This window comes from Myxococcota bacterium, assembly GCA_039030075.1.
Classification (GTDB): domain Bacteria; phylum Myxococcota_A; class UBA9160; order UBA9160; family SMWR01; genus JAHEJV01.
The window spans coordinates 15,237-38,571 of sequence record JBCCEW010000027.1 but is presented as its reverse complement, the minus strand read 5'-3'; the positions used below and the strand labels follow the sequence as shown (position 1 = coordinate 38,571).

Sequence of the window (23,335 nt, the reverse complement as noted above, 5' to 3'; positions counted from 1 at the left end):
GTGGCTTTCGAAGACCCGATTGCCGATCTCGAACGCATCTGCGATCACGATCCGGGCAACCCCGCGTTCCCCGCGCTCGCGGAGATGCTGCGCCGGGCCGGGCGCCTCGAAGAGGCGCGCGAGGCCGCCGAGCGCGGTCTCGTGGCGTCGCCGGACTCGGCCGAAGGCCGGATGGTGTGGCTGTTGATCCAGCTCGACGCGGGCAAGGACCCGACTGTTCGCGAGCGACTCGAGGCCTGGGCAGAGGGCGCCCTCGGCCCGTACGCCGAAGCGCCTCAGGCGGCCGAGCTGCTCCCCGAGACTCCCGTCACGGAAGAGTCGGAGGAGCCCGAAGTCGAAGTCGAAGCCGAGGGCGTGTCCGAGCATGAGTTCGAGCGCGCCTTCGCGGCCGCCACCCCCGAGATCGAAGAGATGATCACGCCGGATCGCGTGGCCGAAGAGGCTGCGATCCAAGCGGATGCCGGCTGGGCGGGAGACGATCCGCCGATCGCCGAGGTGGCCGGCGATCCGCTGGCCGACAACCCGACCTTTGCGACGGAGACGATGGCCGCCCTCCTCGAGCGGCAGGGCGACAGCGAGGGGGCCGCACGGATCCGTGCGAACCTCGAAGACGTGCCCACCGCGGAGCCCGTCGCCGCGCCTCTGCTTCGCGAAGCCCCTGTCGGGACGCTCGCCACGCTCGAGCGCTGGCTCGACAACGCCCGGAGAATGCAATGAGCTTTCGATCGATCCTCACTGAAATCGTTCAGGAGTGCGGAGGCGGCATCGGCGCCGTGCTGATGGGTGCCGACGGCATTCCGATCGAAGAGGTCGTGCTCGGGCCCGTGCCGGATGGCGCGCTCCAGGACGACTTCGGCACCGCCGGCGTCGAGTTCGGCCGCATCCTCGATGAGATTCGCAAGGCCTCGGATTCGCTCGAGGGCGGGGCGGTCGAGGAAACCGTCGTGTGCCTGTCCCAGATGAGCCTGGTGTTCCGCCCGGTCGATGAGGAGACCTTCCTCGCACTGGTGGTGACGCCGGATGGCAACCTGGGCAAGGCGCGCTATCTCCTCCGCCGACACCTGCTGGCGATTCGCCAGGAGCTCTAGCGCCCGGACAAGGGCGCCGTTGCCAGCGGGGATCCGATCAACCGAACTCGCGGTGGGGGTCACGTGAGCGCGTCGCCGAGGATCCTGGTCCTGCACGGACCGAATCTCAACCTGCTCGGAACGCGGGAGCCGGAGATCTACGGCCGCGACACCCTCGTCAGCATCGACGAGGGCCTCGCACGCCTCGCGAAGGAACGCGGCGCGACCGTCGAGAGCTTCCAGAGCAACCACGAAGGCGAGCTGGTCGACCGGATCCAGGCCGCGATCGGTGCCTTCGACGGTCTGCTGATCAACCCGGCCGGACTGACCCACACGAGTGTCAGCTTGCGCGATGCCCTGGCCGGCACGGGTCTGCCCGTGGTCGAGGTCCATCTCTCGAACGTGTTCGCTCGGGAGTCGTTCCGGCACCACTCCTACGTCTCGGGGGTGGCCGTCGGCCTGGTCGCGGGCTTCGGCGCCCAGAGCTATCGCCTGGGGCTCGAAGCCTTGCTCGGCCACCTGGAGGCCGCCCGCTAGGACCGCGCCTGCCCCCCACCGACCCAGTGGATCCCCGTGGGGGCCGCCGATGCCTGCCTCAAGAGGGCGTCTGGGCAACCGATAGGTAAATGAGCACCGGATCCTTGCGGTGCCATTCCCCGATCGCTTGCGAGTCGGTGGAAGCTGGGCGGGGCATTGGCGGCGAACAAGCGGAAGATCCTCGAGAGCGCGCGGAAGCTGGCTCAGAAAGGCGCCAAAGAGAAGGCGCTGGCCGAGTACCAGAAGCTCCTGAAGCTCGATCCGAAGGACGCCAAGCTGCGTCTGGAGATCGGCGACGCGCATCGGCGTTGGGGGCAGGTCGACGAAGCGGTCGATACCTACACCCGCGTCGCCGAGCAGTACATGACCGAGGGCTTCGACGCCCGCGCGGTCGCCGTCTTCAAGCAGATCCTCTCGCTCGATGCCGAGCGACTGGCCGCGTACACGCCGCTGGCCGAGCTGTACGAGCGGATGGGGCTGACGGCGGAAGCGATCGCCGCGCTCCAGACCGCTGCCGACGGTTACTACAAGAGCGGCGAGCGCGAGGAAGCGCTCGAGCTGCTCCGCCGGATGGCAAACGTCGACCCGGCGAACACGATGAGTCGCATCAAGGTCGCCGACCTGTTGCGTCAGGAAGGCCGCAACGAGGACGCGGTGAGCGAGTACTCCCTCGCTGCCGAAGAGCTCGAACGCCAGGGCGACGTCGAGAGCGTCGGCAACGTCTACCGACGGATCCTCGAGCTCGACGAGAGCAACGTCGCCGCGATGGGTTCGCTCGCGCGCAACCTGAGTGAACGCGGCAAGCTCGCCGAAGCGGTCCCGCTCGCCGAGCGTGCGCTGCAGCTCGATGCGGGCACCGTCGAGCGCTACGAGGTCCTCGCCGGGCTCTACGATCGCCTCGAACGACCGAACGAGCGCGGCGAGGTCTACCGGAAGCTCGCGGATCTCTATCGCCAGCGGGGGGACGAGGACCAGGCGCGCAGCATCCTGCAGCGCTTCGTCCCGGCACAGGAACTCTCGGCCGACGGCGGCGATGCCCTCGGCGACGACGAGTTCCTGGACGGCGAAGACGCACTCTTCGATCAGGAGTTCCCCGAGGACCAGGGCCTCGAGCCGTCCCTCGACTTCGGCAACGAAGACAGCATCGGCAACGACGCGGGATCGCAGCAGCAGCCCGCCCTGATGGACGATCTCGCGTCGGACCTCGACGATCCGCTCCTCGATGAGCCGCTCCTCGAAGACGACGCGCCGGCGACGTCCGGTCCCGACCTCGACGACGCGGGACCCGAGATCGTGCTCGACGAGCCCGCTCCCGAACCGACGCCCGAGCCCGAAGCTGCGCCGGCGGAAGTGGAGATCGATCTCGACGACGAGATCGTCCTCGACGAGCCGGTCGTGCAGCCGCAGATCGTCAAGCCCGCGGCGGCGAGCGCCCCGGCGGCTTCGGCAGCACCCGAGTTCGACGTCGAACAGCTGCTGGCCGAGGCGAGCGTCTATCTCCGCTACGGCAAGAGTGACAAGGCGATCGATCACCTCGAGCAGGTCATCGCGACCGACCCCGACCATCGCTCGGCACTCGAGAAGCTCGGCGAGGCCTTCGCCGAGTCGGGTCAGAACGACCGGGCCGTCGAGGTCTGGCTGCGCGCCGCGAAGCGCGCCGATGAAGACGAAGATGCCGACGCCGTGCGCGTCTTGCGCGGACGAATCGCGGCCCTCGACGAGAGCGCGGCCGCGTCCCTCGACCCGGCACCGCCCGCGGCCGATCCGTCGGCGCCGCTCACGCCGGATGCTGGCGCGCCCGGCGACGACGGCTTCGAAGACCCGGCTTCGATCGAGATCGATCTGTCGATCGACGACGAGGATCTCGCCGGCGAGGACGACCCGGTGTCGCTCCCGGACGACGAAGCGCTGGCGGACCTCGATGTCGAGATTCCCGACGGCGGCGGCCAGGAAGACGGCCCATTCGAGGATGCCCAGGGGATGTCGCTGTCGATGGCCGAGGCTGCCGTCCAGGACAGTTTCGACGGCAACAGTCTCAGCACCTCGACGACCCAGCAGGTGCTCGAAGACCTCGAAGAGGCCGACTTCTACGTCCAGCAGGGCTTGTTCGACGAAGCCGAGGCCATCTATCAGCGCGTGCTGTCGGTGGCACCGAACCACCCCCGCGCGCTCGTGCGTCTCGGTGAGGTGATGGCGGCGAAGGGCGGGAGCCCGACGGCGCTGGGTGGCGCGACTCCCGCGGCCGAGCCCGCGGCCGAGGCGGCTCCCGAGATCACCCTCGACGACGCCGTTGGAGCAGACGACGCGGGTTCCTCGGGCGAGGTCACCCGAAGCGCGATTCCGCGGGATGAAGACGCCCTGCAGGTGGCCGACGAGGAGAGCCTCGCCGACTCCGCGGACCTCTCGGATCTCGATGCGGCGGCCGACGACGCCGCACTCGCCGATGAGGTCGCTCTCGACGATGAAGTCGGACTCGTCGACGACGTCGCCGTCGAGACGGGCGACGACGCGACCGGCGAGATCACGGCCGATCCCTCGGATACCCAGGAGATCCAGGCGCCGAAGACGGCCCTGGCGGACGCCGCAGCCGAAGCGACGCCCGCATCCGTGGTCGAGGAAAACGCCTCGGAGGACGTGGCCGAGCGGGCCGCAGCGTCCGAAGCGCCGGAAGAGGAGTCGGCCGAGGAGCCGGCAGGCGCGACGATCGAAGACGTGGCCGAGGAGGTCGCCGCGGTGGCGGCCGAGGTCGAGCCCGATCCGGCGCCGCCGGTGGAAGCGGGCGACTTCGATCTGGCGGCTGCGCTCTCGGATGCGTTCGACGACGAAGACGACGCCACGAGCGCGGGTTCGATCGGCGGGAGCGACGACGACGGCTTCGCCGCCGTGTTCTCTGCGTTCAAGAAGGGTGTGAGCGAGACCCTGACCGACGGCGATCACCAGGCCCACTACGACCTGGCCATCGCCTACAAGGAGATGGGCCTCTACGACGACGCGATCCACGAGTTGCGGGCGGCGATGGCCGACCCGGGTCGTACAGCCGAGTGCCTCCACCTGATCGGCCTGTGCGCAATCGATGGAGACCAGGCGCCGCTCGCGGTCGAGCACCTCGAGCAGCTGCTGACCCTCGATGGTCTCCATCCCGAGCAGGCGCTCGCCGGACGCCTCGACCTGGGCCGCTCCCTGCAGATGCTGGGAGAGCTGGACGGTGCGCGCGCGGCGTGGCAGGCCGTCGCCGAAGAGCGCCCCGGCTTCCAGGACGTGGAGTCATTGCTCGCCGGGCTCGATGATCCCGATTCCGCTCCCGACGCGGATGCAGGCGAGGACTTCGAGTCCTTCGACGATGTGATGGACGCGGTCCTCGAGGAAGACGACGGCACGGCGGTCGCCGAGGGCGAGACCTTCGACGACCTCGTCGCCGAAGCGAACGAAGTCGAGGCCGAAGCCGTCGTGATCGAGGACGAGGCCTCCGACGACGAAGCCGCTCCCGACGCGGCCGAGAGCGTGCGCGACGTGCCCGACGCCCCGGCCTCGCCGGCGACGAAGGCGCGGCGCAAGAAGAAGAAGATCTCCTTCGTATAAGAGGACCCATGGAGCACCTACGACACTTCCAGCTCGTCGAGGATCCGTTCCGCAGCGATCCGCTCGACAAGTTCGACGTGCGGCTGCCCTCCCAGGAGGACGCGCTCGCACGGATCGATCGTGCCGTACGTCAGGGGCGCGGGCTCGTGGTGTTGTCGGGCGGAGTGGGCTCGGGGAAGACGCGCGTGGTGCGCCGTCTCTACGAAGAGCTCGAAGAGGAACTCTTCGAAGCCGGCATGATGGTCGTGCTGCGCCGTGCGGTGAGCGCCGACTGGCTGCTCGTCCGAATGGCGCGCCAGCTCGGGGTCGAAGAACCCGAGGCGGACCGCGATGTGCTGATCGGCCAGATCTACGAGCGTCTGGCGATCATCCACGAGGACGGTCGCCGCGCCGTCGTGATCATCGACGACGCCCAGGGACTCGCCGATGTCGAGACCCTGTCGGAAGTGTGTTCACTCGTGAAGCTCGAGTACGAGGAGCGCCGCTTGATCACGGTGGTGCTGGTCGGCACCGAGGGACTCTCCGAGACGATCGCATCCGACCCGACGCTGGCCCACCACGTCGACGTGCGGGTGGAGCTCCGCGCGCTACCGCGCGCCGAGGCGGCGGGCTACCTCGGATCGCGCGTCCAGGTGGCCGGGGGGAACCCCGAGATCCTGTTGCCCGGCGCCACCGCCGCGCTGCACGCACTCGCCGATGGTGCGCCCGGACGCATGAACATCCTCGCCGACAACGCGCTCTTCGAGGCGTGGGTGGCCCAGCGCGACCAGGTTGCGCGAAACGACGTCGAGAAGGCCTACGCAGACCTGGCGTGGGGTCCGATCGAAGGCGCGCCGGAAGCGGCGCAGGAAGAGGCCCCCGTGGCACCGGCTCCCGCTCCGGCAGCCGCGGCTGCAGCGCCGGCGTCTGCGGAACCGGAGCCGCTCCAGGCCCTGCCGCCGCTCGAGACAGACGAAGAACTCGACACGATCTTCGCGTCGGGCGAGCGCGAGATGGAACCGTTGCCCGAGGCCGCGCCGTCGACTGTGGTGATGGACTTCGACGCGCCGGCTGCCGACGCCGAGCCGGTCGCCGAGACCGAGATCCAGCTGGACGAGCCGCTCGACGCGCCGCCGAAGGAAGGCGACGACGTCGACGATCTCTTCATGGAGCTCCTCGACGACTGAGGTCAACAGGCCGCTGAGACCCATTCCCGCCGCGTGGCTCTGTCCAGGGTTCTTCAGCAACCTGCTAGCGGCCCTCGGCGATGTCGTCGACCGCGTCGAGCACCCGGTCGAACCAGGTGTTCCGTTCCGTCCGCCGACGTCGGGGGCGCTCGGGACGCGGTTGCTCGCGCGGGCGATCCCAGGTCCGGTCGCGATCGAAGAAGCTCGGTGCGCAGCGCTCGCGCGGCGCGGTGCCGGCCAGGAAGAGCTCGGGTTCGCCGCTGCACAGGAAACCGGCGCGGAGCCCGGTGGGCGCGTGTATCGCCACGCGTTCGAGGTGTGGGGGGCGTCGGAAGCTCGCGCCGCCTCGGGCTCCGAGCGTGTCGACGAGGAAGCGCGCGACGATGGGCAGCGCGGCTTGGGCGCCGGTGAGGCCGAAGGACTTGCCGTCGTCGTAGCCGACCCAGGCCACGACGACGAGTTCGGGTGCGTAGCCGACGAACCAAGCATCGCGGTGATCGTTCGTGGTACCGGTCTTGCCGGCGATGTCGCCGCGATAGCCGCGGGCACGGAGCCCGCGTCCGGTCCCGCGCTCGACGGCCCCGCGGAGGGCCGATGTGACCAGAGCCACCTCCGCGGGCGCGAACGCCTCGACCCGTTCCGGATCGATCCGGGCGAGCGGTCCCTCCGGACCCTGAACCTGCTCGAAGGAGCGGGCTTCGATGCGGTATCCACCGTTGGCCAGGAGCGCGTAGGCTTCCGCGATCTCGAGCGGAGTGACTTCGCTCGACCCGAGCGCCAGGCTCGCGACCGGGCGCAGCGGAGACTCGATGCCCATCGCTTCCGCCGTCGCGACGATGCGCTCGGCCCCGAGGTCGAGCCCGAGACGCGCGATCGGCACGTTGAGGGACTTCTCGAGGGCGGTGCGCAGGTTGGTCGTCCCACTGAACTCGCCGTCGTAGTTCGCCGGCTCCCAGACGCCTTCGGGGGTCTCGACGCGTAGCGGCTCGTCCTCGAGCACCGAAGCAAGGGTGTAGAGGGGTAGACCGTCGGCGGCCCGGGCGAGCCCGGCGAGCGCGACGACCGGCTTGAAGACGCTTCCCGGTTGCCGGCGCGCCTGGGTCACACGGTCGAACTGACTCGCCTTCCAGTCGCGGCCCCCGACGAGCGCGCGGATCGCACCGTTGGACGGATCGATCGCGATCAGAGCTGCCTGGAGGGGGGCGTCTTCCCGCACGATCTTCGGGAAGTCGGCTTCGAGCTGGGTGAGCCCCGCCTCGACGGCGCGTTGGGCCACCCGTTGCCACTCGGCATCGAGGCCGGTGCGGATGCGCAGCGCCTTCTGGTTGGCACCCACGACCGCCTCGATGTCGCGTTCGAGCTTGGCGAGGAAGTAGGGCGCGTCGGTGCGCTCGGGTGGCGTGTCGCGAGTGCCGAGCGGTTTGGACAGCGCGCGTTCCACGACCACTTCTTCGAGGGCGCCGGTTTCACCCAGCATTTTGAGCACGCGATCGCGCCGCTTCTGGGCACGTTCGGGATGGGTGAAGGGGTTGTAGAGACCGGGGCCGTGGATCAACCCGGCGAGCAGCGCCGCGTCTCCTACGTCGAGTGCGCGCGTCGACTTCCCGAAGTAGTGCTGGGCCGCGGCTTCCATGCCGAGGATCGAGGTGGGCCCGCGCTGTCCCAGATAGATCGTGTTCAGGTAGGCCTCGAGCAGTTCGGGCTTGTCGTAGCTCCGCTCGAGGCGCAGCGAGAGCCAGGCCTCGCGCAATTTGCGCGCCAGCGTTCGCTCGTGGGTGAGGAAGACGTTCTTCGCGAGCTGCTGGGTGATGGTGCTGCCGCCCTGGGTGACCCCGCGCGCCCGCACGTTGGCGAGGAAGGCGCCGAAGGTGCGCCAGAGATCGAGCCCGCGGTGTTCGAAGAAGCGCCGGTCTTCGACCACGAGCACCGCGTCGACGAGATGCGGCGGGATCGCCTGCAACGAGACGGGCCGGCGGTCGAGGTGCCGCCCGCCCTGGAAGGACTCGATCTTCTCCGGGGCCAGGTGGGCTTCGCGGAGGCGGCGGCCGGTGTCGTCGCGGAGCGCGACGATGCGCCCCCGCGTATCGAGGTCGATCTGGAGTTCGAGGGACGCCCCAGGCGGGGTGGGCTGCGGACGCTGCAGGCGCAGCCCGCGGCGGTTGCGATGAAACTCGCCGGGGCCGGGTCGGGCTTCCTCGGTCTCGCGGTAGCCGATGCGCGCGAGTCGATCCCAGAGGCGCTGGGCCTCGACGTCGTTCCCTGGCGCGAGTCGATGCGGGCGGCTCTCGACGACCACCGGCAGCTCGAGGGGCGGCAATGCGATCGGCCACTGCACGCTCACGAACAGCACGGCACTGGCCACCAGCGTGACGACCCCGAGGCCGAGCAAGGCGCGTCGGATTCCGGTGCGCAGGTCGGTTTGGGCCATCACCTTGGAGATCGGTCCCTCGCAGGGCGGACGCGAGACGTCTCACCCGGGAATCGGCCGCCGCCCACGGCCCCAGGACGGACGGTAGGCCAGCCCGGACGATTCAGGGGACCCGGCGGGCCGTCGGGGCGCTCCTGAAATCCTGAATGATTCCAGTCGCTTCGGAATCGGCCGCGGCGCTGCTGGGAATCTGCGCGGCAATCGGCCCGGATTCGCCAAAACCGCGAATACCCCGCTTTTGCGGGGCGTCCCATCCCCCAAGACCCAAGAGCCTCGGACGGACGGGAAGTGTCCCCGAATACGAGAATGGGAGGAGGTTCGCGATGGAGCGAAGGAATCGAGGGAAGGCGACGCGCACCGCAGGTTGGCTGGGTGCGATGGGCGTCGTCGCGGGGCTGGCGATGGCGACCCCCGCGCAGGCCGGCGACGAGTTCGAAGACGGGTTCAAGACGGCGCTGGGTGCGATCGCGGCCCACGAAGTGGTGGGCGGCGGCAAGTTTCTCCTGCAGCAGATCCTGCTGGGTCCCGGTCACGGCTACGCCGGGCCCTACCGGGGTCACGGGTATGGGCACCGCGGCTATCGCCAGCGCGGCTACGTCCATCACCCGCCATATCAGCCGGTCAACATCCACAAAGTGCGCAAGGAGTATCACTACTACGACGGCGACCCCTACGACCGACCGCCGCGGGGTCGGCGTCACGGGTACGAGCGCTACGAGCGGTACGAGAAGAGCTACGACGACGGCTACCGCCATCGCGGCCACCGTCACTCGCGCTACCGCGATCGGTACTACGACGACGACTGCTACGACGACTAGCCGGATCGGGTGACTCCGACGCGGAGTCACGGAGATGGGGGCTCGCGGCGTTCGGTGACGATTCCCGGGTGGAACCAATCCGAGGCTGCGAGAAGAGCCCCGGCGAGAACTACTCGCCGGGGCTTCGTCGTTTCGGGCCGCGGAAGCCGCCGCGAGCGGGCTACTCGACGTAGCCGAGCGAACGCAAGCGCTCGCGAAGCTCCTCGGGCAGGTCCTCGTCGACGGCGGGCTGCGGCGCCCCTCCGCGCGCTTCGGCCCGGTGCGCGGCCAGCCAGGCGCGGAAGCGCTCGACGGTCTCGGGCTGCTCTGCTGCGAGGTTCTTGCGCTCGCCGGGGTCGGCCGTGAGGTCGTAGAGTTCGACCGGGGCAGGGCGTGGGCGGAGCGGGCTGGCCGCGGCGCCTTCGGGCACGGCCTCGATGTACTTCCAGCCCAGGTGGCGGACGAAGTTCCGGCGCGGGGCGACCTTCACCGCGCCCCCGTAGGCGATGCGTCCCTGGCGTTCCGTTCCGTTCATGAGCGGTGCGAGGCTCTGACCTTCGACGCCCATGGCGCGGGGCAGCCCCATCAGGTCGGCGAGGGTGGGCAGGATGTCGATGCTGCGCACCTGCGCCTTCACCCGGGTGACGGGCCGCTTGCGGGTCGGATCGCGGATGACGAGCGGCACGCGCACGAGCTCGTCGTAGAGCGAGTGGCCGTGGTCGCCGCTGAAGCCGAGGTAGTGATCGCCCAGTTCTTCCCCGTGGTCGCTCGAGACCGCGACCACCGTTTGGCCAGACAGACCGAGCTCGGACAGAGCGCCGAGTAGCCTCGCCAGGTGGCGGTCGGTTTCGAGAATGCCGCCGTCGTAGAGCGCGCGCATGTACTCGATCTCGGACGGAGCGAAGTGCTTCTTCCCGGTCTGGAAGTCCTTCAGCGGCGCACTGTGCAGGACGGGCCCAATGCGACCTGGCGAGAGGCGGCCCGCGAAGTGGTGTCGCTGGTAGGGGGTGTGGGGCTCGTAGGTGTGGATCACCAGGAAGAAGCGCTCGTCCTTGTTCGAGCGGAGCCACTGGATCGCCTGACGGAAGGTGCGGTCGACCGACCCGGCGCGTCGGTTCTTGGCCGCGGCATCGCCGACCACCAGGCGCACGGGTCCCTCTTCCTCGACATAAGTTTCGAAGCCGCGCTGAAACCCGAAATGGCGCGAGACGTAGCCGCCTTCGGTGAAGGCAGCGGTGCGGACGCCGGCGGCCTGGAAGTGCTCGGCGAAGGAACGGCGCAGCTTGCGTCGGTCGGTGTCGTAGGCGCGCCTGTCGCCCCAACGTCCCGAGAAGAGCGCTACGGCCGAGGGCAGTGTCCAGCTCGAATAGGCGATCGCCTGCTCGAAGACGACGCCCTGCTTCGCCAGCCCGTCGAGCGCGGGGGAGGTGGGACGTTCGTAGCCGGCGTAGCCCACGTGGTCGGCGCGGAGCGTGTCGACGAGCACCAGGATGGCGCCGCGTGGCGCGGCTCCCGAGGCGGCCGGAAGTGCGAGCACGATGCCGGTCGCCAGCGCGACGACACCCCGACGGACCCGACCCCCACGCATTCCGCAACCTCCTGGCCTTCGGTGCGACGACCGCGCGGACGATACCACGGCGCCCTCAGCTCCCGTTCGTTGGCAGGCGTTTCCCCCAACGCCGGGCCCAGCCGTCCAGGGGCAGGAGCAGCTTGCAGAGGTCCATGGCCTGATCGGTGAGGGCATAGCCTTCGGGCTCTTCCAGCACGATGAGCCCCGCGTCGCGGAGTTCCGTGAGTCGTGCGTTCAGCGTGCTCGGCGAGATGTCGTCGCACGCCGAGCGCAGTCCGCGAAAGGAGCGCGGGCCGTCGCGGAGCTCCCAGAGCACGCGCAGGGTCCAGCGCCGCCCGAGCAGGTCGAGCAGCGCCATGACCGGGCGACCGGTGCGGCTGCCGCGAACGCGTTGGCCAGGACGGGGCGGAGGCATGGGCTTCCTTCGGTGGTGGATCGTTCGGAGTCTTGCGCTACGAAAATCGAAGCACTAGCTTCTCGCTTGCTACGAAAATAGTAGCGCGCCCGCAGCCGAGGAACCGATGCCCCGAATCGCCCCCGTCGACCCCCCGTACGATCCCGAGGCCCAGAAGCTCTTCGATCTCGTCATGCCTGAGGGCATGGACCCGCTCGTGCTCTTCCGCGTGATGGCCCGCAGCGAGCGACTGTTCCCCCGCTTCATGCGCGCTGGGGTGCTCGACCGGGGGCCCGTGCCGATCCGCGATCGCGAGATCGTGATCCACCGGACGACCGCGCGCTGCCGCGCCGAGTACGAGTGGGGCGTCCATGTCAACGCCTTCGGGCGGCCGCTCGAACTCGGAGAAGACGTGCTGCGCGCCACGGTCGATGGCACGGCCGACGATCCAGCCTTCGCACCGCGCCAGGCCGCGCTGGTCCGGCTCTGCGACGAATTGCACGACACGGCCACGCTCTCGGACGCGGGTTGGGAAGGCCTGCGCGAACACTTCGAACCGCTCGAGATCCTGGAGCTGATCTACACGGTGGGCCTCTACCACACCGTCAGCTTCCTCGTGAACGCGCTCGACCTCGAGAACGAGCCCTTCGGTGCGCGCTTCGAGGAACTGGGGGCGGGCCCGGCGAAGGCCTGAGGCCGGCGGAGGCGGGGTTTCCCTTACCCGGGAGGGAATGGTCGGTGTTCCTGCTCGTGCGACACTGCGCTCGCGCCCGGGAGGTCTCGTATGGAACTCTGGTCCGGCATTCTCAGTCCGTTCAGCGCGAAGGTGCGCATCGCGCTCGCCGAGAAGCAGCTCGCCTACACCCACCGCGAGATTCCCTGGACGCGGAAGAACCGCTGGGGCCCGAAGCCCGAGGCCTTCCGGGCACTGAGCCCGCGCGGAGAAGTGCCGGTGCTGGCGCTCGAAGGGCTCGCCGTCGTCGACTCCACGGTGATCCTCGAGTATCTGGAAGAGGCCCATCCGGACGTGCCGCTCTACCCGAAGGGCCCGCGCGAACGTGCCGAGGCGCGCATGTGGGAAGACATGGGCGACCACTTCTGCAAAGAGCACCTCACGGTGTTGATCCGTGAGGTTTTTCTCGACGCGGATGCGGACGGCCGCGACGCGGCAGCCCAGGAGGCCGCGCTCGCTGCGTACCGAGGGTTTCACGCGCATCTCGACCGCACCCTCGCCAATCGCGCCTTCCTGTGCAGCGACTTCGGGGTGGCCGACGTGAGCGTCTACGTCTCGCTCGGCTTCGCCGCTTCGCTGGGCGCCGGCTTCGATCCCGCACTCTCCCATCTCGCCGACTGGGCGGGGCGCGTGGCGTCACGGCCGGCCGTGGCGCACGAGTTCGAGGCGATCGCGAAGGCGGCCGCAGCCGCCTGACGGGGTAGGGCTCAGCCCGGGCCGGCGCCGTCCGGCCATTCCCAGTTGATGGCCTCGAGATCCCCTTCGAAGCCCTGCTTCACCCGGAAGGGCCAGCAGCTCTCGCAGTAGGGTTCCTGGAAGGCGGTGACCGAGAGCTCGTCGTAGCTCGCGCCGCGGGCGATCAGCGGTTCGAGCGGGTTCCCCTTCTGTACGAAGGCGGCGATGTTGTAGCCGTGGCGCACGAAGCGTCCGCTGCGGACGTCGAAGCCCGTCACCACGAGCGCGTGCATCAAGAGGCCGAGGTTCCAGCCGACGCACACGTGACCCATCACCACCTGGTGCTTGAAGGGCGGCACCGAGATCAACAGCCAGCCGTCGTCGGCGAGCAGCGCGTGGGAGCGGCGCAGGAAGCGGCCCGGGTCGAGGGAGTGCTCGAGGATGTGGGCGGCCCAGATCGCATCGAAGCTCCCCGGCGCGGCGTCGAAGTCGTGGAAATCGACACCGCTGCGCACGATGCCGAGCTCGTCCATCAGGTCGGCCGGGTAGTCCTGGTCGGCGATCTCGCGCGGGTAGTCGACGCCGATCTCGGTGAGGCTCAGCGCCGTCACCTGCTTCCCGGCCGAAGCGAAGTAGACCGAGGCGCCGCCGCGGCCGAAGCCGATGTCGAGGACGCTTCGGAAGGGCAGGGCGTCGCTCGCGCGCAGCAGATCGAACTGGCCGTCCAGGGCGACGAGGTCGTCGCGCACGAGGGCCAGGCGGTCGTCGGCAATCGGGTGCATATCCGAGTGCTTCGGCGGGTTCAGCCATCAGGGCGAGATTCGGTGTCTGGGCGCGCGCCTCGGGAGCCGCCCGCGCCAAGCGCGGCGTCGAGGGTTCTACCGAAGCGGGCGCTCGGAAACGCCGTCAACCACGCCCTGGAGCGGTCCCGGCAAAGGGCACGCTCTTGCGTTCCCCCCACAGCCGAATCCCGAGTAGAGTGTTCACGCAACACAGAAATGGGCAGCTGACTGCCCGAAAAGGAGGGGGAGGGGAATGCGGTTCGAACTCCGTGGCATCCGAATCGGGCTCGTGGTGGGGGCCGTGTTTCTCCTTGCGAGTCCGATCCCGATCGGGGCCCAGGCCGATTCGGAAGAGCCCCCGCAGTTGTCCTGGACGCTCGGTCCCGGCACGGCGCCCCTGGGTGACGATCTGGCCGAGATCGACCTGGACGAGAACACCGTCTATCTCGATGCGGAGGACTCCCGGCGCCTGATGGAGCTCACCCACAATCCGATCAGCGGAATGGAGGTGGGCACGATCGCCGCGGCCTCGGATGAAGAGGGCTGGTTCGTGATCTTCGAGTTCGACGAGAGTGGGTACGTCGACGATTCCGAGCGCGAGGACCTGGATGCAGACGCTCTTCTGGCCTCGATTCGCGAAGGAACGGAAGTCGCGAATGCGGAACGCGCGGAGCGCGGTTGGTCCACGATGTCGATCATCGGTTGGCACGAACAGCCCCACTACGACGCGCGTACCAACAATCTCAGCTGGGCCATCATCGGTGAGACGGACGAGGGCCAGAACATCAATCGCATCGTGAAGCTCCTGGGGCGCCGCGGTGTCATGACGGCGACGCTCGTAGCCGCTCCCGAAGAGCTGGACAGTGCGATGGCGAAGGTGGATGCGCTGCTCGCGGGGTACCGCTATCGCCCGGGAAGCACGTACGCCGAGTACGTTCCGGGAACGGACAAGCTCGCTACCTATGGGCTCGCCGCGCTCGTGGTCGGTGGCGGCGCAGCGGCTCTCGCACAAAGCGGCCTTCTTGCGAAACTCTGGAAGCCGATTGCCGTATTCTTCGTGGCGCTGGGCGCGGGCATCAAGCGGTTCTTCTTCTCCGGGCGATCCGCGGAGCACGACCCGGAGCAGCCCATCGGCTGAACGCGTGGTTTGGCGTTCGGAGCGATGCCGGGCGGCAGGCGCCACGCAGGGTCCTTCCAGCGGGATGAAAGAGGACTGTTGGTAGCCCTGACGGTCGCGTGAGGGTTGTGTGGAGTTCGTGTTCGCACTGTGGCTCTTGTACGGACTGCAGTGTGCGGTGCATTTGCCGGCGCGCTCCGTGCTCTTCAGGATGGGGCCGGGTGGCTTCGTTGCATCCGCGGGGCCGGGGTGGAGGCTCACGAATCCGCTTCCGTCGAGTTCGAATCCGGTTGGCGAGCGGCTGCCTTGGGTCGAATCCGAGACCGGATTCCGGAGTCCGGGTGTGGCTTCCCGGTGGTCGGCATGGACACCGCCCGCGGCTGAGGCCGATTGGGATCCTGGGGTAGCCCCCGAGGTCACGCGGACCGGGACGCTGGTTCGCGTCGATGGTCGCCCTTTCGCGCGCGGTGCCAGTGAGGCGAGCGCGCGCGCGATCGAGTCGCTGATCGCGAGCGCAGGGGGCAGCGAGAACGAGGTATGGCTCGCCGGGACTGCGGAGCAGCTGGCGCGCGATACCGACGTGGCTTCTTTCTCGGAGAGGAGCGACTCGCTCGCCCGTGCAACGCGCGGCCTCCGCTGGGTCCTGAACGTCTATGCCCTGGGCCTGCTCGTGCTTCTGCCGATCGCGGTTGCCGCCGTCGGGAGCGAAAGAGCGCTTTCGCTTGCATTTCCAGCAGTCCTGTTCTGGCACCTGGTGTGTCTGCTGGCGTTGGCTAGGAGCGATCGCGCGGTGCGCCCGGGAGCCCTGGGCGAGCGGGTCCAGCTGCTCTTCGAGGCCTTCGTCTATCCGCCGCAGTTGTTGCGTGCGTACCACCGCGTCGAGGCCGAAGCGCTGGGCCGCGTTCACCCGGCCGTTCTCGCGGCATTGCTCCTGGCGGGAGACGCGCGCCAGGCTGCACTCCGGTCCGAGATCCTGGCGGCCCGAGGCGCGGATGGTGTCCTCGCGCCGCTCGAGCTGCGCGCGCTGGAGCAGCTGACCCGGGAACTCGGGGAGCCGATTGAGGGGCTGCTCGCGGGACCCACGCGACAGGATCCATGGGCGGTGGGCTTCTGCCCAAGCTGCCACACCGAGTACCGGGCGCCGGCCGAGACGTGCGCTGACTGCTCTCAACCGCTCGAGCGCTACCCGGAGTAGGAAGGCGCACCTGCGCGGGTGTGCCCGAGCGGAGAGGATGGGCCCGGAGGCCCCGCCATGACGTTCCGTCCCTCTGCTTGGAGTGCCCGCGCCTCGATGTGCGCCACGACGTTCCTGGTCGTGTGTCTGGCTTGGGCGTCCGGCGTGGCCGCCGCAACGCTGGTCACGCCCCCCGAGTTCGAGAACGAGGAAGCCGGGTACATCGGCGTTCGTTTCCGAGGGGAATCGCGCACCCAGCACATCTTCGCCGCGAGCATGTTCGGGGCCGGCGAGATGGAGATCAGCGGCGTGCGTTTTCGGCGCTCTCCGTTCGAGACGATCTTCTTCCAGAACTTCGACCAGGTGGAGATCGTCCTCTCGACCACATCGGTCGCTCCCGATCAGCAGTCGTCCGCGTTCGCCGCGAACCGCGGCGCGGACGCGGCGGTCGTCCGAGATGGCCCGCTCTCGATCCGTTCCCAGTCGAGCGACAACCGCAGCCCCAGCCCCTTCGAGGTCGAGGTTCCGTTCGCGAATCCGTTTCGCTACGACCCGGCGCTCGGGAACCTCTTGCTCGAATGGAAGGTGACCGGCCAGGACGGCGTCGTGGTGTGGCTCGACGCCGACACCGATGGCGATTCTCGTTACAACGTCGGATTCGCTTCTGGCCCAGACGCGGACCAGGCCGAGTTTCTGCTGCCGTTTGGCCTGGTCACCCAGTTCGAGTTCACGCCCGTCCCCGAGCCGTCCACGGGGCTCCTCGTGGCGCTGGGCGTATCAGGGATGGGGATGCCGAACGGGATCGCGCGGCGGCGCTGTGCCCGGAGGCGCTCGGACTAGCCGCGACGGCGATGTCGCGCGATTCCGCCGGCGCTACCAGCGCCCCGGTTCGATCGCGCGGCAGGTGAGGGACGTCCCCCAGCCGACCACGCGGCAGTCCCGGCGGATCCGCGAGGGGTCGCGTCCGCCCCAAACCGCGAACCGACAGGCGCGCCGTTCTCGACGGTTCGACACGGGGAAGCCCTCGCAGAACTGTGGGCGAGAGCAGCCAAAGCCATCGATGGTGGATCCGGCTGGAGTCGCCGGGCAGCGATCGGTGCGATCGTGCTCGCCATCGAGGTCCGCATCCAGGAACGGCGGGTCGTCGAGGCACATCTGCAGGCCCGTTTCGACCTCGGCGAGTTCGAGGGTGAGTGTCTCGTTCTCGATCAACGCCGTCTCGAGGGCCTCGAGTGCAGCCAGGTTCGCAGCGTCCGTCGGGTAGGGGTCGCAGGCGTCGCCCAGGCTGTCGCCGTCGCTGTCGTCCTGATTCGCGTTCGGGAGCCCGAGACAGGTGTCGACATCGTCTTCGTACTCGTCGCCGTCCTCGTCGAGCGCGTCGTTGCAGGCGTCGCCGATCCCGTTCACGTCGGCGTCCGCCTGGTCCGGGTCGGCGATCGCTGGACACACGTCGAGCGTGTCCGCGAACTCGTCGCCGTCCTGGTCGAGTGCATCGTTGCAGTCGTCGCCGACCCGGTCCGCGTCCGCGTCGACCGAGCCGCCGGGCAATCCGGCGCAGAAATCGCGGTGGTCGGGAACGCCATCGGAGTCCGCGTCGGGCAGCGGAGCGGGTGCCTCGAGGACGAACACGCGCCGGCGTTCGGCCGCGAGTGTCCGGACCGAGGCGCTGAACGGCTCACCCGAGGCGAAGGACCCGGTCAGCGCGCGTCCCGTCGTCGGGATCAGGCCGAAGCCGATCGGCTGCCCGTCGATGGCGAAGTCACTGCCGATCACCTCGATCCGGCCTCGATCGGCGGTCGTGAGGATTCCCGCGCTGACCCCGGTCCCATCGATCTGACCTCCGAAGATCTGGACGACGCTGTCGTCGCGCGCCACCACGTCGTTGACGCGTCCTCCTTGGATCCGTGCGACCGCGTTGCCGAACACGAGGAGGCCGCCTGCCAGATCCCCGGAGAGCAGCTCCAGCTCGGGCGCGAAGGGCGCGGGGTAGCGAGGGCCGGGGCCCAATGAAACGGAATCCTCGAAGACGCCTCCGTCGATGACTGCGCGCGTCGCATCCTCGAGGCGCACGGCGCGCCCGACGCTGCCGCCCAGGGCGACGAGGGTGGCCTGTTCGTGCAGCGTCATGATCGGAAACGCGTTCGCGTCGATGCGCCCGCCGGTGATCTGCAACACGGAGGACTCGGAGACGGTGACCTGGGTGATGAGCGCGCTGCCGGTGATCTCGGCTGTCGTCGACCGGCCGGGAAGGGCGCACGGCGTCATCGTGCAACGCGCGTTGCGAACCCAAAGGGCGACGGGATCGCCGCCGTCGATGACGTTCTCCGGATTCGGCGGGGCCTTGCCGTTGTTGATGACGACAGCGGAGCTGGAGGTCGCACCCAGCAAGGTGAGGCAGGCGAGGAGCAGCGTGAACCGGACGTGACGCATCGGGCCTCCGTTTGGTCGTTGCATCATCACACGCAGAGCGACGTGGAGGCGAGGCCCGATCTTCGAGCGTCCATGGGAGACCCAGGACTGGGACGCATCCCTGGCCGCAAAGTTCATGCAGCGCGGCAGGCCCCTAAAACGACGAAGCCCCCTCGCGCAAACACGCGAAGGGGCTCCGAAAACCTGGAGCGCGAGACCGGGTTCGAACCGGCGACCCTCAGCTTGGGAAGCTGAAAGGGGTGCGTCCACGGTTGTCCGGGTGCGTGTGACTTCGGTGGCTTGCGGGCCCGACCATCCATCAGTGTCTGGCGGTGTGCGCCCCGTTGGCCGTCAAACGGGCCGTCAAAAGAACACACGAATGAGTAGGGCGAGATTGCGGCCCAATTCCTGATCCTCGTGGTGTAGAATGTCATCTCGGGGGAAACATAGAGGTGAGATTCTCGATACGGTCGCGCGACCGCCGATGGCCTCGTGGGAGTTCCTCCAAGCACCAGGAGGCTCTCAGCCATGGAATCCATCCTCACCCAGGAATCTGATTCGGCGGCGGCGTCGGAAAACGCCACCTCGGCGACTGTTTCCCTGCCCGTCCCGGCGTCGCCGCCCGATCCCCGCAGCCTCGCGCTCGACCAGCTCGAAGCAGCCAACCCGAGTCAGCCCGCTCACGAGGCCGTCGAGTCGGCGTCGGTCTTCGCCCAGCGCGTTTTCGGTAGCGAGTTCGACGCGCTCGTGAACGAGCCCGATCCCGAGTTCGGAACGCGCGGCAACAACCCGCACGTCATTCGTCGACTCGCGCAGCAAGCGAGTGAGTTCGAGAGCTATCGCCTGGAGACCGGCGTCGACCCACTGTCGTTGACTTCCGCACAGGCTCGCGACGAAATAGGCCGCTTCCGTCTTGCTCATGACCGGGAGCTCTACTCGAACGGTCACCCGCTGCAGGATCTGCGACGGCGCCAGCTGGACGGGCTGCACCGGATCGTGGCCCGTTCCGAGGCTCGCGCCGAGCAAGAGCGAGTGGCGCGTCTCGGTGAAGGTGAAGCGGTTGAAGCGGACGCGATCAATACCTTCTGGGAAAAGCATAAGCGGGAGCTGCTCGACGGCGGGCACCCCGACCACGCAAAGCGCCGTGCCGAGCTCGATGAGCTGCACCGTCGCCGAACGCACCACGGCGTGACGGCAAAGAAGGAGAGCTGATGAACACCCAACGCGTCGAGATTGCGATTCCGACACCTGTCGTCAAACAGGCGATCAACTACGCGAACCACGAGCTGACCATGGACTACACGCTCACAACCAATGCGAGCGTGTGTGGTGGTTCCGCCAAGTTGATGGGGCTCACGGCCCTACAAGCGAGCGATGGTGGACTGTTCGCGGAGGAGGGCGGCGCCTCAGTACGGGTAGAGCTCGTGGTGCCTCGCGGCACGGCTGAGAACGCACGGCGGTCGCCCCGCGTGAACCTCATCACGCCGCTCGGGGTGCTGGTCGGCGGTCACGGCGCCCTCGATGACGCCCACTCGCCGCTCGTGCCTGGGAACAAGGGGGTTGGCATCGGCAATCCGGAATCCGATGACTGGATCGAAGCCCGGTTTTTCGTCAACTGCGTCCGCGTCGGCGGCCGGTACACGCTGAGCGGCCACACCGGTCGGCTGCATTGCGCTTTCGGACCACACGCATTGCCCCCCGGCTCGGGCACGTTGGTGGCGCTCAACAAGCCCGGCGCATGGCACTTGCTCCTTCCCCAAACAGCGAAGGAGGCGGCCTGATGGGCACCTTCAAGAAAGTCGTTCGCCGCACGCTGCGGGACAGCACGGGCAGCGCCGTCACCAGCTTGCTGGCTGGCCCGCTGCTCGACCCCGCGTTGCGCGGCATCGCCCGGAAGAATCTCGGCGATACGACAGGCCGGAACCCACCCGTTCCCGAAGACGAGGCAGACCCGGAGGAGGTGGAGCGAGAGCGTCGGAAGGCGGCGCTGACCCAGTTCCGGGTCCGTAGCTCGCAAGGGCGAACCTCGCTCTTGGGCACCGGCGGGAACCTGGCGGAGCAGAACCGCCGCAATGCCCTCGGAACACCCCTTCTCTCGAATAGGAGTCTCGGATAATGGCAGCAGCCGCCGCACTACTCGCCCTCGGCCTGGCTGGGCAGGGGGCAGGATCGATCCTCAATGCCGTGGAGCTGCGTCGCGCGGGCGTTCGCGCTCGGCGCACAGCGCGGAAGAACGCGATTCAGATTCGGCAGGACGCCGAGCAGGAGGTGTTCCTCCGCAGACTGGAGGGGCTCTACGAACGCGGGACCATTCGGTCCTCGTTCGCCGGTGCCGGCGTGCGGGTCGATACGGGCACGCCCCTGGGCCAGCTGGCGGAGAGCGTCTTCCGCGAGCAGTTCGCTGTTCAGCGCCTCCGTGAGCGCGGGCGACGGCTGGCAGCCCAACAGGTGGCAGAGGGCCGTGCCTTCAAGCGCGCTGCTCGCAACCAGGCCATCGAGGGGGCGCTTCTCTCCGTCTCCGGTGGGGTGCGCTCAGCGAGTGGCTTCATCAACTCCGTGCCCCGGTCGTCTTCCAGCTCGACGAGGCTCACGACGGGAACCGGTCGACGCCTTCCCGCGACGGGTGGGCCGAGCGTGCTGGGAGGCAACATCGCATAGTCGCCCGATTGGTAGTGTCGGGAGGGCAATCGAGCTTGCGCATTCCTCTGTTCGGGGCTGTCCCAGAGACCTTTCTGTGTTGCCCTTTTGTGCCGTTTCGTCGGAAGCTGGTCCCGCTGGATGAGCGGATCTCTCCCTACACATTCAGGGGCTACTTCGGATGAGCCAAGGAGCTGATGGTGGAGACGCTTCTTACGAGGAGCCCTGACTGCTGGCTCGTGTACCTAGCGTTGGCGGCTGCTAGCCCCCTCGCTGTCCGAGCGGTCACTTCCCACGAACTGGCCTCTCGCACTCAAGTGCCATGGCCCACGGCGTTTCGCACTTCGAGTTGGCTACCGCTAGTTCTCGGTATCTTCGAGATGCTGGCGTACCCGATGCTCATCGTGTCTTCTCAAGTTGGCGCGATCGGTGGATGGCTACTGTTCAAGACAGTTCACCGTGCACAGTACGCTCCTACGGAGAAGCGAGGTCCCTACAATAGGTACCTCGTTGCGAATGCAATGATCCTGTGTTCCTCCTACCTCTCAGCACGCTGGAGCTTCCTCTAGGTCCGCGGGTTGAGCGGTACGGAGCATCCTGGGGCCAGATCAGCCATGTGAGGCACTGAATACGGGGGCATCTTTCCGGTCATGTTGTCTTTAGATGAGACGATCAAGTTACTGAAAGTTCTCGCTTGGCCTGTAGTTGCACTGATCGGAGTCGTGGTGGTTCGCGGTAGTCTTCCCGCCTTGCTCGGTGGCTCGAAGCTCACGCTTTCTCTCTTCGGCCAGAAGATCGAGACGAGCCTTCCCGAGCTGGAAGGAGCACTCCAGGAGCAAGTGGGCGGCTCGCTCACTGACTCGGAGCAGGCGTACCTAGACGAGATCCACGCCTCGGGCGCCATTCAGTATCCAGAGAAGCCTTCATCAAGCCAGCGAAAGCTGATTCGTCCGCTGCGGAACTTTGGCTTGGTGATGACTGTTCCAAGGAATGCCTACTTGGCTGACGCAGCGGAAGTTCAGCTGACTTCGCTCGGCAAGCTCTATATGAGATCGCGGGCGCCCGAAAGACGCGCCTAGTTGGCGAGTCCGTGTGTTCGGAAGAACCGTGCCCGCTGCTGCGAGCTGCACCAGACAAGATGATGCTGAATCTCACCGGATAGATGAATGGAGCACGCCGAGGGAACATCGCGAACGCTTGTTCAGCTCCGTCAGGGAATCGAGCGCTGCGTTGCGGAAGGCCTACCCATCCCGGCCCTGATTTTGCTTTACACCGGGATTGACGCGCTGAGCTGGCTAACCGCCCCGGCGGATCAGTCGGTGCGCGAGTCGTTCACGAGATGGGTCGATAGCTATCTGCTCCCCGATAGCGCGCTGGAGTGCACCGCTCTTGAGCTCTATGCAGCTAGATGCGGTTTGCTCCATACGCTGACACCGGATTCGCGGGTTGGAGCGAAGTTCGGCGTTCGGAGCATAGGCTACTCGTATGGTCAGTCTGATTTCGACGCGATTTCCAATGCAATGAAGGCCCTCGCTCCCGACCAGTTCGTAGCTGTGCGGGTCGAGGAGCTTGTATCGGCGTTCGTGGAGGCCGTGAGGCGCTACTTGAAGCGCATCGCAATTGACGACGTTCTGTTCGAGCGTTTCCGCGAGCGTTCCTCAAAGCACTTCACTTCGGTACCAGAAGATCTTGCGCCGTTCCTCGCTGAGTTCGGAGTGCGATCGCGCAGCGACTAAGTTCTGTGACTAAGCGGCCCCTGGGAGCTTGGGGTGGAGGAGGGCTCTGTGGTTGAGTTTCAGCAGGCGGCCGTCACGATGGCATTCACAGTACTCGGAGGAGTCGCAGTATTCGTTGTGGGACAAGTACTACTCAAAGTTGTTCTGGAGCCCGTTCAGGGTCTGCGAATGCTGATCGGTGAAGTTGCCGATGACCTCGTGTTCCACTCGAATGTCTTCGCCAATCCGGGCGCGCACTCTCCTGAGCGGGAGATGGAATCCTCTCTCGTCCTGCGGCAGAGAGCCACGCAGCTCGCAGCACGCGCACATCTCGTTCCGCACTATCGCGTTTGGGCGTACCTAGGGATAGTTCCGAGCCTTTCGAATATCGCCATCGCGCGGGAGGGCTTGGTGTACCTCTCGAACGCAGTTTCGGGAGGAGACCCTGACACGAACCTCGACAAACGGGATGTGGTTCAGGAGGCCTTACGGATCCGAGACGAGCTTCGATAGGTCGTCGCGCGGTCAAACGGCGGGTACGAACACATGCTTAGC

Annotated in this window: 23 protein-coding genes; 18 read left to right on the top strand and 5 right to left on the bottom strand. The window is 67.7% G+C overall.

Annotated features, from left to right (window positions below):
- The 5 genes from AAF430_22180 to AAF430_22160 all read left to right on the top strand — a co-directional run bounded on the left by AAF430_22180 (position 1) and on the right by AAF430_22160 (position 6,349).
- The gene (locus AAF430_22180; protein MEM7412956.1) at positions 1-717 is read left to right on the top strand and encodes a tetratricopeptide repeat protein; all 717 of its coding nucleotides are present in this window, start codon (positions 1-3) and stop codon (positions 715-717) included.
- Positions 714-1,088, top strand: coding sequence for a roadblock/LC7 domain-containing protein (locus AAF430_22175; GenBank protein ID MEM7412955.1), 375 nt, complete (start codon positions 714-716; stop codon positions 1,086-1,088). Before AAF430_22180 ends, AAF430_22175 begins: the two co-directional genes overlap by 4 nt.
- Positions 1,089-1,151: 63 nt before the next feature.
- Positions 1,152-1,604: a type II 3-dehydroquinate dehydratase gene (gene aroQ / locus AAF430_22170; GenBank protein ID MEM7412954.1), complete on the top strand. Its 453-nt coding sequence runs from the start codon at positions 1,152-1,154 to the stop codon at positions 1,602-1,604.
- A 156-nt stretch (positions 1,605-1,760) separates the two neighbouring features.
- Positions 1,761-5,183, top strand: coding sequence for a tetratricopeptide repeat protein (locus tag AAF430_22165; GenBank protein MEM7412953.1), 3,423 nt, complete (start codon positions 1,761-1,763; stop codon positions 5,181-5,183).
- 8 nt (positions 5,184-5,191) lie between these two features.
- Positions 5,192-6,349 (top strand): AAA family ATPase, encoded by a 1,158-nt coding sequence (locus tag AAF430_22160; GenBank protein MEM7412952.1) that lies wholly within the window; start codon positions 5,192-5,194, stop codon positions 6,347-6,349.
- Positions 6,350-6,413: 64 nt separating this feature from the next.
- Here the strand turns inward: AAF430_22160 and AAF430_22155 are convergent, their stop codons facing one another.
- Positions 6,414-8,777: a PBP1A family penicillin-binding protein gene (locus AAF430_22155; GenBank protein ID MEM7412951.1), complete on the bottom strand. Its 2,364-nt coding sequence runs from the start codon at positions 8,775-8,777 to the stop codon at positions 6,414-6,416.
- A gap of 323 nt (positions 8,778-9,100) precedes the next feature.
- Between AAF430_22155 and AAF430_22150 the strand changes: the two genes are divergently transcribed.
- Complete coding sequence (locus AAF430_22150; GenBank protein MEM7412950.1) at positions 9,101-9,595, top strand: hypothetical protein; 495 nt, start codon at positions 9,101-9,103, stop codon at positions 9,593-9,595.
- Positions 9,596-9,755: 160 nt separating this feature from the next.
- Here the strand turns inward: AAF430_22150 and AAF430_22145 are convergent, their stop codons facing one another.
- Both AAF430_22145 and AAF430_22140 read right to left on the bottom strand, forming a co-directional pair.
- Positions 9,756-11,162: a sulfatase gene (locus AAF430_22145; GenBank protein ID MEM7412949.1), complete on the bottom strand. Its 1,407-nt coding sequence runs from the start codon at positions 11,160-11,162 to the stop codon at positions 9,756-9,758.
- Positions 11,163-11,217: 55 nt separating this feature from the next.
- Entirely contained in the window at positions 11,218-11,559 is a 342-nt protein-coding gene (locus AAF430_22140) for a helix-turn-helix domain-containing protein (protein MEM7412948.1), read from the bottom strand.
- Positions 11,560-11,665: 106 nt separating this feature from the next.
- Between AAF430_22140 and AAF430_22135 the strand changes: the two genes are divergently transcribed.
- Both AAF430_22135 and AAF430_22130 read left to right on the top strand, forming a co-directional pair.
- Positions 11,666-12,232 carry a carboxymuconolactone decarboxylase family protein gene (locus tag AAF430_22135; protein MEM7412947.1) on the top strand — a complete coding sequence of 189 codons (567 nt, stop codon included), beginning with the start codon at positions 11,666-11,668 and terminating at the stop codon, positions 12,230-12,232.
- A gap of 90 nt (positions 12,233-12,322) precedes the next feature.
- Positions 12,323-12,967, top strand: a complete 645-nt coding sequence (locus AAF430_22130; protein MEM7412946.1) for a glutathione S-transferase family protein — start codon at positions 12,323-12,325, stop codon at positions 12,965-12,967.
- 11 nt (positions 12,968-12,978) lie between these two features.
- Here the strand turns inward: AAF430_22130 and AAF430_22125 are convergent, their stop codons facing one another.
- On the bottom strand, positions 12,979-13,728 hold the full coding sequence (locus tag AAF430_22125; protein ID MEM7412945.1) for a class I SAM-dependent methyltransferase: 750 nt from the start codon (positions 13,726-13,728) through the stop codon (positions 12,979-12,981).
- Positions 13,729-13,981: 253 nt separating this feature from the next.
- On the opposite strand from AAF430_22125, the gene AAF430_22120 reads away from it, so the two are divergent.
- From AAF430_22120 to AAF430_22110, 3 genes are all read left to right on the top strand, one after another.
- A complete protein-coding gene (locus AAF430_22120; GenBank protein ID MEM7412944.1) occupies positions 13,982-14,866 on the top strand; it encodes a DUF2167 domain-containing protein in 885 nt (294 codons plus the stop codon).
- Positions 14,867-15,188: 322 nt separating this feature from the next.
- Positions 15,189-16,040 carry a hypothetical protein gene (locus AAF430_22115; GenBank protein MEM7412943.1) on the top strand — a complete coding sequence of 284 codons (852 nt, stop codon included), beginning with the start codon at positions 15,189-15,191 and terminating at the stop codon, positions 16,038-16,040.
- A 57-nt stretch (positions 16,041-16,097) separates the two neighbouring features.
- A complete protein-coding gene (locus AAF430_22110; GenBank protein ID MEM7412942.1) occupies positions 16,098-16,859 on the top strand; it encodes a hypothetical protein in 762 nt (253 codons plus the stop codon).
- Between the two features lie 33 nt (positions 16,860-16,892).
- Here AAF430_22110 and AAF430_22105 read toward each other — a convergent pair whose 3' ends face one another.
- A complete protein-coding gene (locus AAF430_22105; protein ID MEM7412941.1) occupies positions 16,893-18,449 on the bottom strand; it encodes a thrombospondin type 3 repeat-containing protein in 1,557 nt (518 codons plus the stop codon).
- Between the two features lie 507 nt (positions 18,450-18,956).
- Here AAF430_22105 and AAF430_22100 point away from each other — a divergent pair.
- From AAF430_22100 to AAF430_22070, 7 genes are all read left to right on the top strand, one after another.
- Positions 18,957-19,640 (top strand): hypothetical protein, encoded by a 684-nt coding sequence (locus AAF430_22100; GenBank protein MEM7412940.1) that lies wholly within the window; start codon positions 18,957-18,959, stop codon positions 19,638-19,640.
- Positions 19,640-20,209: a hypothetical protein gene (locus AAF430_22095; GenBank protein MEM7412939.1), complete on the top strand. Its 570-nt coding sequence runs from the start codon at positions 19,640-19,642 to the stop codon at positions 20,207-20,209. Before AAF430_22100 ends, AAF430_22095 begins: the two co-directional genes overlap by 1 nt.
- The gene (locus tag AAF430_22090) at positions 20,209-20,544 is read left to right on the top strand and encodes a hypothetical protein (GenBank protein ID MEM7412938.1); all 336 of its coding nucleotides are present in this window, start codon (positions 20,209-20,211) and stop codon (positions 20,542-20,544) included. Before AAF430_22095 ends, AAF430_22090 begins: the two co-directional genes overlap by 1 nt.
- Positions 20,544-21,086: a hypothetical protein gene (locus AAF430_22085; GenBank protein MEM7412937.1), complete on the top strand. Its 543-nt coding sequence runs from the start codon at positions 20,544-20,546 to the stop codon at positions 21,084-21,086. The genes AAF430_22090 and AAF430_22085 overlap by 1 nt, the downstream gene beginning before the upstream one ends.
- Positions 21,087-21,715: 629 nt before the next feature.
- Positions 21,716-22,144, top strand: coding sequence for a hypothetical protein (locus AAF430_22080; protein ID MEM7412936.1), 429 nt, complete (start codon positions 21,716-21,718; stop codon positions 22,142-22,144).
- Positions 22,145-22,231: 87 nt separating this feature from the next.
- Complete coding sequence (locus AAF430_22075; GenBank protein ID MEM7412935.1) at positions 22,232-22,801, top strand: hypothetical protein; 570 nt, start codon at positions 22,232-22,234, stop codon at positions 22,799-22,801.
- A 33-nt stretch (positions 22,802-22,834) separates the two neighbouring features.
- Entirely contained in the window at positions 22,835-23,293 is a 459-nt protein-coding gene (locus AAF430_22070; GenBank protein MEM7412934.1) for a hypothetical protein, read from the top strand.
- Positions 23,294-23,335 lie beyond the last annotated feature (42 nt).

What these genes read in the sequence shown, in the direction of transcription:
- AAF430_22140 (MEM7412948.1), bottom strand. Translation starts at nt 11,559, where the DNA reads ATGCCTCCGCCCCGTCCTGGCCAACGCGTTCGCGGCAGCCGCACCGGT.
- AAF430_22150 (MEM7412950.1), top strand. Translation starts at nt 9,101, where the DNA reads ATGGAGCGAAGGAATCGAGGGAAGGCGACGCGCACCGCAGGTTGGCTG.
- AAF430_22145 (MEM7412949.1), bottom strand. Translation starts at nt 11,162, where the DNA reads ATGCGTGGGGGTCGGGTCCGTCGGGGTGTCGTCGCGCTGGCGACCGGC.
- AAF430_22100 (MEM7412940.1), top strand. Translation starts at nt 18,957, where the DNA reads ATGGAATCCATCCTCACCCAGGAATCTGATTCGGCGGCGGCGTCGGAA.
- AAF430_22120 (MEM7412944.1), top strand. Translation starts at nt 13,982, where the DNA reads ATGCGGTTCGAACTCCGTGGCATCCGAATCGGGCTCGTGGTGGGGGCC.
- AAF430_22175 (MEM7412955.1), top strand. Translation starts at nt 714, where the DNA reads ATGAGCTTTCGATCGATCCTCACTGAAATCGTTCAGGAGTGCGGAGGC.
- AAF430_22125 (MEM7412945.1), bottom strand. Translation starts at nt 13,728, where the DNA reads ATGCACCCGATTGCCGACGACCGCCTGGCCCTCGTGCGCGACGACCTC.
- AAF430_22110 (MEM7412942.1), top strand. Translation starts at nt 16,098, where the DNA reads ATGACGTTCCGTCCCTCTGCTTGGAGTGCCCGCGCCTCGATGTGCGCC.
- AAF430_22090 (MEM7412938.1), top strand. Translation starts at nt 20,209, where the DNA reads ATGGGCACCTTCAAGAAAGTCGTTCGCCGCACGCTGCGGGACAGCACG.
- AAF430_22130 (MEM7412946.1), top strand. Translation starts at nt 12,323, where the DNA reads ATGGAACTCTGGTCCGGCATTCTCAGTCCGTTCAGCGCGAAGGTGCGC.
- AAF430_22155 (MEM7412951.1), bottom strand. Translation starts at nt 8,777, where the DNA reads ATGGCCCAAACCGACCTGCGCACCGGAATCCGACGCGCCTTGCTCGGC.
- AAF430_22105 (MEM7412941.1), bottom strand. Translation starts at nt 18,449, where the DNA reads ATGCGTCACGTCCGGTTCACGCTGCTCCTCGCCTGCCTCACCTTGCTG.
- AAF430_22080 (MEM7412936.1), top strand. Translation starts at nt 21,716, where the DNA reads ATGTTGTCTTTAGATGAGACGATCAAGTTACTGAAAGTTCTCGCTTGG.
- AAF430_22075 (MEM7412935.1), top strand. Translation starts at nt 22,232, where the DNA reads ATGGAGCACGCCGAGGGAACATCGCGAACGCTTGTTCAGCTCCGTCAG.
- AAF430_22085 (MEM7412937.1), top strand. Translation starts at nt 20,544, where the DNA reads ATGGCAGCAGCCGCCGCACTACTCGCCCTCGGCCTGGCTGGGCAGGGG.
- AAF430_22095 (MEM7412939.1), top strand. Translation starts at nt 19,640, where the DNA reads ATGAACACCCAACGCGTCGAGATTGCGATTCCGACACCTGTCGTCAAA.
- AAF430_22135 (MEM7412947.1), top strand. Translation starts at nt 11,666, where the DNA reads ATGCCCCGAATCGCCCCCGTCGACCCCCCGTACGATCCCGAGGCCCAG.
- AAF430_22160 (MEM7412952.1), top strand. Translation starts at nt 5,192, where the DNA reads ATGGAGCACCTACGACACTTCCAGCTCGTCGAGGATCCGTTCCGCAGC.